The organism is Pantoea sp. F_5, assembly GCF_008631595.1.
Lineage (GTDB): Bacteria > Pseudomonadota > Gammaproteobacteria > Enterobacterales > Enterobacteriaceae > Pantoea > Pantoea gossypiicola.
Map to the genome: position 1 here is coordinate 273,981 of NZ_VWUO01000002.1, position 10,038 is coordinate 284,018.

7 protein-coding genes are annotated in these 10,038 nt (G+C 55.8%); all 7 read left to right on the forward strand.

The features are described from left to right. The first annotated feature begins 37 nt into the window (after nt 1-37). Nucleotides 38-2,647, forward strand: coding sequence for a type VI secretion system ATPase TssH (tssH, locus tag F3I44_RS03795; RefSeq protein ID WP_150009535.1), 2,610 nt, complete (start codon nt 38-40; stop codon nt 2,645-2,647). Nucleotides 2,648-2,674: 27 nt separating this feature from the next. After that, nucleotides 2,675-4,177: a serine/threonine-protein kinase gene (locus tag F3I44_RS03800; RefSeq protein ID WP_150009533.1), complete on the forward strand. Its 1,503-nt coding sequence runs from the start codon at nt 2,675-2,677 to the stop codon at nt 4,175-4,177. A 16-nt stretch (nt 4,178-4,193) separates the two neighbouring features. After that, complete coding sequence (locus F3I44_RS03805) at nt 4,194-6,164, forward strand: type VI secretion system Vgr family protein (protein ID WP_150019295.1); 1,971 nt, start codon at nt 4,194-4,196, stop codon at nt 6,162-6,164. Nucleotides 6,165-6,187: 23 nt separating this feature from the next. Then, nucleotides 6,188-7,252, forward strand: coding sequence for a PAAR domain-containing protein (locus F3I44_RS03810; RefSeq protein ID WP_150016057.1), 1,065 nt, complete (start codon nt 6,188-6,190; stop codon nt 7,250-7,252). A 21-nt stretch (nt 7,253-7,273) separates the two neighbouring features. Then, nucleotides 7,274-7,720, forward strand: coding sequence for a hypothetical protein (locus F3I44_RS03815; protein ID WP_150016056.1), 447 nt, complete (start codon nt 7,274-7,276; stop codon nt 7,718-7,720). A 14-nt stretch (nt 7,721-7,734) separates the two neighbouring features. Then, nucleotides 7,735-8,808, forward strand: a complete 1,074-nt coding sequence (locus F3I44_RS03820) for a hypothetical protein (protein ID WP_150019296.1) — start codon at nt 7,735-7,737, stop codon at nt 8,806-8,808. 252 nt (nt 8,809-9,060) lie between these two features. Further along, a partial coding sequence (locus F3I44_RS03825) for a type VI secretion system Vgr family protein (protein ID WP_150019312.1) occupies nt 9,061-10,038 on the forward strand: 978 nt, incomplete at its 3' end.

Sequence of the window (10,038 nt, forward strand, 5' to 3'; positions counted from 1 at the left end):
TTACACAGCCTGCGTCTTTCATTGAAGAGAGCCCCCTATGTCAGAAATCAGCCGTGCCGTGCTATTCGGCAAACTGGATACGCTGTTATTTACCTCGCTGGAAAGCGCCACCGCCTTTTGCAAACTGCGCGGCAATCCCTATGTTGAGCTGGTGCACTGGCTGCATCAGCTGATGCAGCAGCAGGATGGCGACTTACAGCAGGTCATCACACATTTTTCACTGGATGAAAAGGCCCTGACGCAGGACATCGTTGCCGCGCTGGATCGCCTGCCGCGCGGAGCCAGTGCGGTCTCCGACCTCTCTGAGCATATCGACAGCGCCGTCGAGCGGGCGTGGGTTTACGCCTCGCTGAAATATGGCGCGACCCGCATCCGAGGCGGCCATCTGCTGATCGGCATGCTGAAAACCTTCAACCTGGCCAGCGTGCTGAAAGGCATTTCCGGCCAGTTCAGCCGCGTCAACGCCGATGCCCTGCTGGAGCAGTTCGACTCACTACTCAGCAATAGCAAAGAAACGCAGCAGGCGCTGAGCGCCCCGGTGAACGCCGCTGGTGCTCCCTCTGCCGCCAGCGGCACGACGCTGGAACAGTACGGGCAGGACCTGACTGCGCGCGCGCGTGAAGGCCGCATCGATCCGGTGACCGGCCGGGACGACGAGATTCGTCAGATGGTGGATATTCTGATGCGTCGCCGTCAGAACAATCCTTTGCTGACCGGCGAAGCGGGTGTCGGAAAGACTGCGGTGGTCGAAGGTCTCGCGCTGCGTATCGCGGCGGGCGATGTGCCTGCGCCGCTGCGTGATGTGCAGCTCTGGCTGCTGGATATCGGGCTGCTGCAGGCCGGTGCCGGGATGAAAGGGGAGTTTGAAGCGCGACTGCAGGCGCTGATCAACGAGGTGCAGTCCAGCCCGACGCCGATTGTGCTGTTTGTGGATGAGATCCACACCCTGGTCGGCGCAGGCGGTCAGCAGGGCACCGGCGATGCCGCTAACCTGCTGAAACCGGCGCTGGCGCGCGGCCAGCTGCGCACCATCGGCGCGACCACCTGGGCCGAATACAAAAAGTACATTGAGAAAGACCCGGCGCTGACCCGTCGCTTCCAGACCGTGCAGGTGCAGGAGCCGGATGAAGCCAAAGCGATTCTGATGCTGCGCAGCACCGTCAGCGCGCTGGAGAAACATCATCGGGTGCTGCTGCTGGATGATGCGGTCAGTGCGGCGGTGAAACTCTCCCATCGCTACATCCCGGCGCGTCAGTTGCCCGATAAAGCCGTGGCGCTGCTGGATACCGCCTGCGCCCGCGTGGCGGTCAGCCAGGGCGCGCAGCCTGCGGCGCTGGAAGATTGCCTGCACCGTCTGGCTGCGCTGGAGATTGAAGCAGAGATCATTGAACGCGAAATCAGGGTCGGCCTTGGTGACATCACCCGCCAGCAGGCGATTGCCGCAGAGCGCACTGCCCTGGAAGCTGAACGCGATGCGCTGCAACAGCGCTGGCTGGAAGAGCGCGAACTGGTCGAGACCCTGATTGCGCTGCGCGCCCGCTGTGTGACCGAAGAGGATGCGGCGCTGCGTGAACAGCGTGATGCAACGCAGCAGCAACTCACTGCGCTGCAGGATGACACCCCGCTGCTGTTTGCCGCCGTCGATGCGGGCGTCGTCGCTGCCGTGGTGTCGGACTGGACCGGCATTCCGCTGGGCCGGATGGTGAAAAATGAGATCGACGCCGTACTCAATCTGGCGGACACCCTGAACCAGCGCGTTATTGGCCAGCGTCACGGTCTGGATCTGATCGCGAAGCGGGTTCGCACTACGCGCGCGCGTCTCGACAACCCCAACAAACCGGCGGGCGTCTTTATGCTGTGCGGCCCGTCCGGCGTCGGGAAAACCGAGACCGCGCTGGCGCTGGCCGAGTCGCTGTATGGCGGCGAGCAGAACATTATCACTATCAACATGAGTGAGTTTCAGGAGGCGCACACCGTCTCGACGCTGAAAGGTGCCCCGCCGGGTTACGTCGGCTACGGCGAAGGCGGCGTACTGACCGAAGCCGTGCGACGTCGTCCCTACAGCGTGGTGCTGCTGGATGAGATTGAGAAAGCGCATCCGGATGTGCATGAGCTGTTCTTCCAGGTGTTCGACAAGGGCTGGATGGAGGATGGCGAAGGGCGTCACATCGACTTCCGCAACACCATCATCATTCTGACCTCGAATGTCGGCACGCAGTTGATCAGCGCCATGTGCGCCGATCCTGAACTGATGCCCGATCCCGATGCCCTGAGTACCGCGCTGCGTAAGCCGCTGCTGGAGGTGTTCCCGCCTGCGCTGCTGGGTCGTCTGCTGGTGGTGCCGTATTACCCGCTCAGCGATGACATGCTGGCGGAGATTGTGCGGCTGCAGCTGGCGCGTATTGTGCGTCGTCTGGCCGAGAACCACGGCATTGAGGCGCAGATTGACGAGTCGGTAGTGAGCCAGATCGTCCAGCGCTGTACAGAAGTAGAGTCGGGTGGTCGCATGGTCGACGCCATCCTCACCAACACGCTGTTGCCGCAGATGAGCCAGATACTGCTCAGCGCCCACGCCCGCGATGAACGCTATCGCCGCGTTGAGGTGCGTTGTGAGCAGGGCGAATTTGTCTGCCAGTTCGCTGTTTAAAGCCCAGTCATCAGAGAGTTTTCGAATATGTCGGAACATGATCAACCCCTGAATGTCCCCAACGCCCTGCCGCTGGGTTACCGCTTCAATGAGTTTGAGATTAAAGAGGTCATCGGCGGTGGCGGCTTTGGCATCGTCTATCGCGCCTGGGATCACCAGCTTGAGCGTGATATCGCCATCAAAGAGTTCATGCCTGCCTCGCTGGCGGTGCGCAGCGATGACCTGAATCTGGTGCTGCGCAGTGAGCGCTTCAGCAAAACCTTTCATGCCGGGCTGAACAGCTTTATTCAGGAGGCACGGTTGCTGGCGCGCTTTAACCATCCGAACCTGCTGCACGTGCTGCGTTTCTGGGTGCAGAACGACACCGCCTACATGGGCACGGTGTTCTACAGCGGCACCACGCTCTCGAACTTCCGTGAACGTCATCCGCAGTCGGTAAATGAGGCCTGGATCCGTCGCATGCTGCCGCCGCTGCTGGGGGCGATCAAAACCATCCATGAAGCGGGCTATCTGCATCGCGATATCTCGCTGGATAACATCCAGATCCAGAGCAGCGGTGAGCCGATCCTGCTGGACTTCGGGTCGGCGCGTAAAACCATCGGCAACCTGTCGGATGAGAGCGAGACCATGCTGCGTCCCGGCTATGCGCCGATTGAGCAGTACAGCGACAACGACGAGAGTGAGCAGGGCGCGTGGACCGATATCTACGCGCTGGGCGCGGTACTGCATACGCTGATTACCGGTGCGCCACCGCCGGTGAGCGTGGTGCGCAGCATCGAAGATAACTATCAGCCGCTGGTGCAGCGTCGTCTGGCGGGCTACTCGACGGCGCTGCTCAGCGCCGTGGATCGCGCGCTGGCGCTGAAACCGGAAGACCGTCCGCAGAGCATTGATGATTTTGCTGTGCTGATGGCACTGCCGGAGCGTGAACCGGAACCGCTGCTCAGTGCAAAAATGAGCGGGCCGGGCACCATGCTGGTGCCGATCGAAGAAGAAGAGATCATCCCGCCCGGCTCGCCGCTGAAAACGCTGCTGGGACACCGCTTTGCACTGCCGGGTCTGGTGGCCGCGGGCGTGCTGGTCGGCCTGTGCGCCGGTCTGCTGATGTCGCGTGGTGATGACCAGACAACGTCGGCTGAGACCGCGCAAAACAGTGCGCCTGCCGTCACCGTCGCGCCGGTTAATCAGCCGGTGGCTGCGCCACCGACGCAGCCTGACACCCCGCCGGATACCGTTGCCAGCGCGCAGGCTCAGACTGCTGAGCCTGCGCAGACCGCCGCACGTGAACCCGATCCTCAACCGGCACCGCCACCCGCACCAGTCGCCCAGGTCTATATCCGTCTGCAGCAGGGTGAACGCGTTCAGGTCAACGGTCAGCCGCAGGCGCTGGTCCCGGCGGTGAATGGCTTCGCCACACTGCAGCTGGCACCGGGTAACTACACCTTTGCCATCAGCGGCCAGAGTGGCACCCGCCAGCAGACGCTGAACATCAGCGAAGAAGGTGTCTGGTTGCTCGATCCACACAGTTAATAGTCAGGGATTACTTATGTTCTCACGCATTACTGCACAGCTGCCGGCGGACGGCCTGCTGTTCCACACGCTCACGGGCACCGAGACGCTGTCCCGTCCGTTTGTGCTCACCGCTGAACTGCTGGCCACCGACGCGCGCATCGACCGTCACGCCCTGCTGGGCAAGCCGGTCACCTTTTCGCTGCCGACCGATGGCCTGATGAGCGCGCTGAGTCCGCGCTACCTCAACGGCAAAATCACCCGGGTAGCCGTGCGCAGCCAGGAGCTGAGCGGCACCCGCTACGCGGTCTACCAGCTGACGGTCGAGCCGGACCTGTGGCCGATGCGGCGCGACCGCAACCTGCGCATCTTCCAGAGCCAGACGGTGCCGCAGATTGTGCAGACGCTGCTGAAGGAGTATGCGGTTAACGTTGAGACGCGCCTGGCGGGCAACTACCGGGTGTGGGAGTACTGCGTGCAGTATCAGGAGAGCAGCCTGGACTTTATCAGCCGCCTGATGGAGCTGGAGGGGATTTACTACTTCTTCCGCCACGAGGCGGACAAACACACGCTGGTGCTGTGCGACGCGCCGGACCAGCATCAGGCGTTTCCGGGCTATGAGACCATCGCCTATCACGTCACGCAGTCGGGTGGCGTGGTCACGGAAGAGGGCATCAGCCAGTGGTCGCTGGCGGAGAGCGTGACGCCGGGCATCTACAGCACCGACGACTACGACTTCCGCAAGCCGAACGCGTGGATGCTGCAGGCGCGCCAGAACCCGGCGTCGCCGGTGCCGGGCTCGGTGGACGTCTACGACTGGCCGGGCCATTTTGTTGACCACAGCCACGGCGAGTCCTACGCGCGCATCCGCCAGGAGGTGTGGCAGGCCGAGCACCACAGCGTCAGCGGGTCGGGCACGGCCACCGGCATCGCGCCGGGCTTTACCTTCTCCATCATCAACGCGCCGCACTTCAGCGACAACGGCGAGTACCTGGTCACTTCGGCGACCTATGACTTCGCCGAGAACAGTTACGCCAGCGGCGACACCGGCGACAGCCGTCACAACATCCACTTCACGGTGCTGCCGTCGTCGGTAACCTACCGCACGCCGCCGGAGACGCCGTGGCCGAAAACGCACGGCCCGCAGACCGCGAAGGTGGTCGGGCCGAAAGGCGAGTCCATCTGGACCGACCGCTACGGCCGGGTAAAGGTGAAGTTTCACTGGGACCGGCTGGCGAAGGGCGACGACACCAGCTCCTGCTGGGTGCGCGTCTCCAGCGCCTGGGCCGGTCAGGGATTCGGCGGGGTGCAGATCCCGCGTGTTAACGACGAAGTGGTGGTTGACTTCATCAACGGTGACCCGGATCGTCCGCTGATCATCGGCCGCGTGTATAACGAGGCGAGCATGCCGCCGTGGGCGCTGCCGGCGGCAGCGACGCAGATGGGTTTTCTGAGCCGTAGTAAAGATGGACACAAAGATAATGCCAACGCTCTCAGGTTTGAGGATAAAGCAGGACATGAACAGATCTGGATTCATGCTGAAAAAAATATGGATACAGAGATTGAACATAGTGAGACACATGACGTCGGCGTTGACCGTAAAAAAACTATCGGACAGGATGAGCATGTCACGGTTAAGCGTAACCGGGATGTCAATACAGGGGTAAATTCAACCAGTAATACAGGAAGTCAGCACAAAATAAACGTCGGTAAAAATCAGACTGTGCTAACCATGGACAAAGAGGGTAACGCTCTGCTGGAAGCGACAGCCTCTATTAAACTAAAAGTGAATAATAATTATATTCTCATTACACCCTCGAGCATTGAAATTATCGTCTCTGAGGGAGCGCTTAAGGCAGAAAGTATTACTGAAGCCTCCTTCAAAGGCACGCAAATTACGAAGCTGGGTGGAGGAATAAATTCCGAACTTAAAGCGAATGACACGATAAATATCAGTGGAACTAACCTGACGGATATTAAAGGTGCTGTGGTTAAAGTTAATAGCTGATTTCTTATTAAGGAAAAATAATCATGGGGCAGCCTGCCGCCAGAGCGATCATTGATATCAGCGCACATACTGGTCCAATACAATCAGGAAGTCCGGATGTGATTATCGGAGGGTTTCCGGCAGCAAGAAAAGGCGACACGTTATCCTGTTCCGAGCATGGCAACGGCTTAATTGTCGGTGGTTCTGGCACCGTTTTCGTCAATGGTATACCACTTGCACGCAAAGGAGATAAAACGCATTGTAATGACGGAGGTGAACTTCCGTCATCAGGCTCTAAACCTGCTGCGCCACATTACTGGGGCGGATCATTGGCAAAAAAGGCGGGTGAAGATGGGATGCTACATGATGAAATTTACGATGCCCGCGTACTTGGTGCTTATGCCAGTCTGGAAGATAAAAACCTCAATGGGGATTTTGATACGGCATCGGCTGGTTTTGCGTTATCCGACATTACTCTGGGCAACCTAAAAAGCCAGGATCTCTTACGCGGAGAGATGCGTACGAAAGTCGCCGTTGCCAATGCCACTGGTTCATTATATGGAGGTGGTAATGATATTTATGGCCTAAATACGAATGCGACCGCGACAGGCATACAGTATGGGGGCTCGGCTGCTGCAGGGAAAGAGGGGACTTTGTATGGAGGAGTATCTGGTGATGTCACTATTGGCACCGCAGAGGCAAAAGCCGTTGGTGAAATATATAGTGGTAACAAAGGTCGATATGGATTTACGCTTGAAGGTGGAGCCGAAGCAAAGGGAGTAAAAGGTGAAGTGTCAGGAAATATTGATATCTTAGGCATAGTTTCTGGCGAGGCTAAAGCAGATGCTAGCTTAGGTTCTGTGGGGTTATCTGGTGGAGGAAGTTTGTTCTGGGAGACCACAGACTCCTCAGCGAATTTAAGGGTTGCAGGTGGAGTCGCAGCGCTGATTGGTCTTAAAGGTGATGCAAGTTTGAAAGTAGCCTTTAAGCCGGTTCTGGACTTCTTTGACTCTCTGTATGGTGATGATGAAGTTGTTCAAACACCTAAACAGCCAGGCGGCGAAGGGACAATCAAAACCGGTTGTGTTACTGTTTTGATCGGCGATTAAATCCTTGGAGATAACTACAAAATGAAATGGTCAGGTTTTATTTTTTTTATTATTATTGCTTTAATTTATATCTGGAATGGAAAGGATGTCTTTTCAAGAAAGGAGTGGGTATCTTTTTTTAAAAAGTTTCTCGCCGTTCTGATTGGTGCTTTTATTTTGGTGGTTATTCTTGTGGGCTTATCTAAATATTTGCATTTGATCGATAGAGAAAGTGCAAGGGCGCTATCAGTTATTATACCTGCTTCTGTCATGACGATGTTGATTTCAAAATTATTTGTCATTTCTCTTTTTGCTCTATTCAGATTTATAATGCGATTCCATCATCGTTATAATACTTCTGAAAATTACTCGAAATTATCATTCATTGGTAATTCTTATGGAGCAAGGCTGAGCTTGTTTGTCAAAGTAATTGCTTCGTTTGGATGCGTTATTATGTTTTATGGAATCTGGTTTGGCAGCACGGTCTGAGTTAAAGAGGTTGTATGAATACTGAGAATAATTATGCCTTTCCCGTAGTATCAAACTATACCGACGAGGAGGCCCGGTCAAATTACTGGAAGTGCCAGTACACTTCTGCTGATAAGAAAATGCTTCACTATTGGGTGGTTCTGCCCAACCGCGTCAAGCCTGCGGAGTTGAAGCTGCAAAATATTGCTGAAGTTGGCCTGATTAATATCGGGCGCTATTCGACGAATGATAATCTGCCTTATATGGAAGTCTGGGCCGCTTATGAACGTTGCCAGTGGGAAATGAACCCTTCAGATTGGTTGTTCAATAAGCTAGAGTTAATGGGCGAAAAAATAATAAATAAACGATTAATTGTTAATCCGGCCGGGAATGGAGTTTTCGCAGACGTACTCACTCTTAAAACCCACTCTTCAGGTGACGAAGTTGTTTCACGCTATACTGTTCAAAAGGATTATAATCCCGAGGAAAGTGGTGGGAATTATTTTCTGATAAAAGCCGCTTGTGCATCTCGAGATTATCCTCTACTGGCAAATGATATTTATTTTACTGTGGTTAACTGGGATTTAATGCATCGCAGTAATCTTGCCTTTGCTGAACTCCTTCAGACTGTGAGCCTAAGTGATAACAACAGTAGTGGTTTTAAAATTCCTGAGTCCTGGCAAGTAAAACCTCTCAGTGAAACACGACTGGTAATTGAACATACGTTGAACGGGCTCAACTCTGGTGTGATTAATCTCTGCTTCTATTCACAAGAGATGTTATTTACAGAGCAGGATGTTTTTAGCGTGTCAATTAAGCGATTTCATGATCATCAGCCTGCCGTTAAGTTGACAACTGACACTCTTAAAACTATTCCGAACGAGTTTAATGCTTTCTTTGGAGAAACTCTCGCTACCTGTGCGGGAGAGATTGTAAGCACTGAGGAAAAGATAAGCGCCTTTTATCAGTGCTATGTTTTTAGTGTGGGGCAGTTATGGTGCTATGCAGAATTAGTTGGCAAGCATCGAAATCACAAAAGCTATTCTTATGAGGCTAATAAACGTTGCCTTGAGATTATCCTTTCCTCATTCCATCTTGAAAAGTTCTGATCCGTAAAATGAAACTCATGTTGAAACATGAGTTTCATTTTGACGTTTTAGATAAAAGTATAACCGAAATTATCATTAATACACTGTCTCTTAAGAGCGTACCTTATCTTTTTATATCAGGATAGCTTTGTTAAAACTATTCTATCCTTATAGCCATTACCTCCCATAAGAAGCTGTTTTAGTAAAAACCCTTAATCCCTCCACTTTTACTGGCACGCTTTTTCGTCAGTTGTACTCGTACGGAAAATCTCTATGTTCTCACGCATTACTGCACAGCTGCCGGCGGACGCCCTGCTGTTCCACACGCTCACGGGCAACGAGACACTGTCCCGTCCGTTTGTGCTCACCGCTGAACTGCTGGCCACCGACGCGCGCATCGACCGTCACGCGCTGCTGGGCAAGCCGGTCACCTTTTCGCTGCCGACCGATGGCCTGATGAGCGCGCTGAGTTCGCGCTACCTCAACGGCAAAATCACCCGGGTAGCCGTGCGCAGCCAGGAGCTGAGCGGCATCCGCTACGCGGTCTACCAGCTGACGGTGGAGCCGGACCTGTGGCCGATGCGGCGCGACCGCAACCTGCGCATCTTCCAGAGCCAGACGGTGCCGCAGATTGTGCAGACGCTGCTGAAGGAGTACGCGGTTAACGTTGAGACGCGCCTGGCGGGCAACTACCGGGTGTGGGAGTACTGCGTGCAGTATCAGGAGAGCAGCCTGGACTTTATCAGCCGCCTGATGGAGCTGGAGGGGATTTACTACTTCTTCCGCCACGAGGCGGACAAACACACGCTGGTGCTGTGCGACGCGCCGGACCAGCATCAGGCGTTTCCGGGCTATGAGACCATCGCCTATCACGTCACGCAGTCGGGTGGCGTGGTCACGGAAGAGGGCATCAGCCAGTGGTCGCTGGCGGAGAGCGTGACGCCGGGCATCTACAGCACCGACGACTACGACTTCCGCAAGCCGAACGCGTGGATGCTGCAGGCGCGGCAGAACCCGGCGTCGCCGGTGCCGGGCGCGGTGGACGTCTACGACTGGCCAGGCCATTTTGTTGACCACAGCCACGGCGAGTCCTACGCGCGCATCCGCCAGGAGGTGTGGCAGGCCGAGCACCACAGCGTCAGCGGGTCGGGCACGGCCACCGGCATCGCGCCGGGCTTTACCTTCTCCATCATCAACGCGCCGCACTTCAGCGACAACGGCGGGTACCTGGTCACTTCGGCGACCTATGAC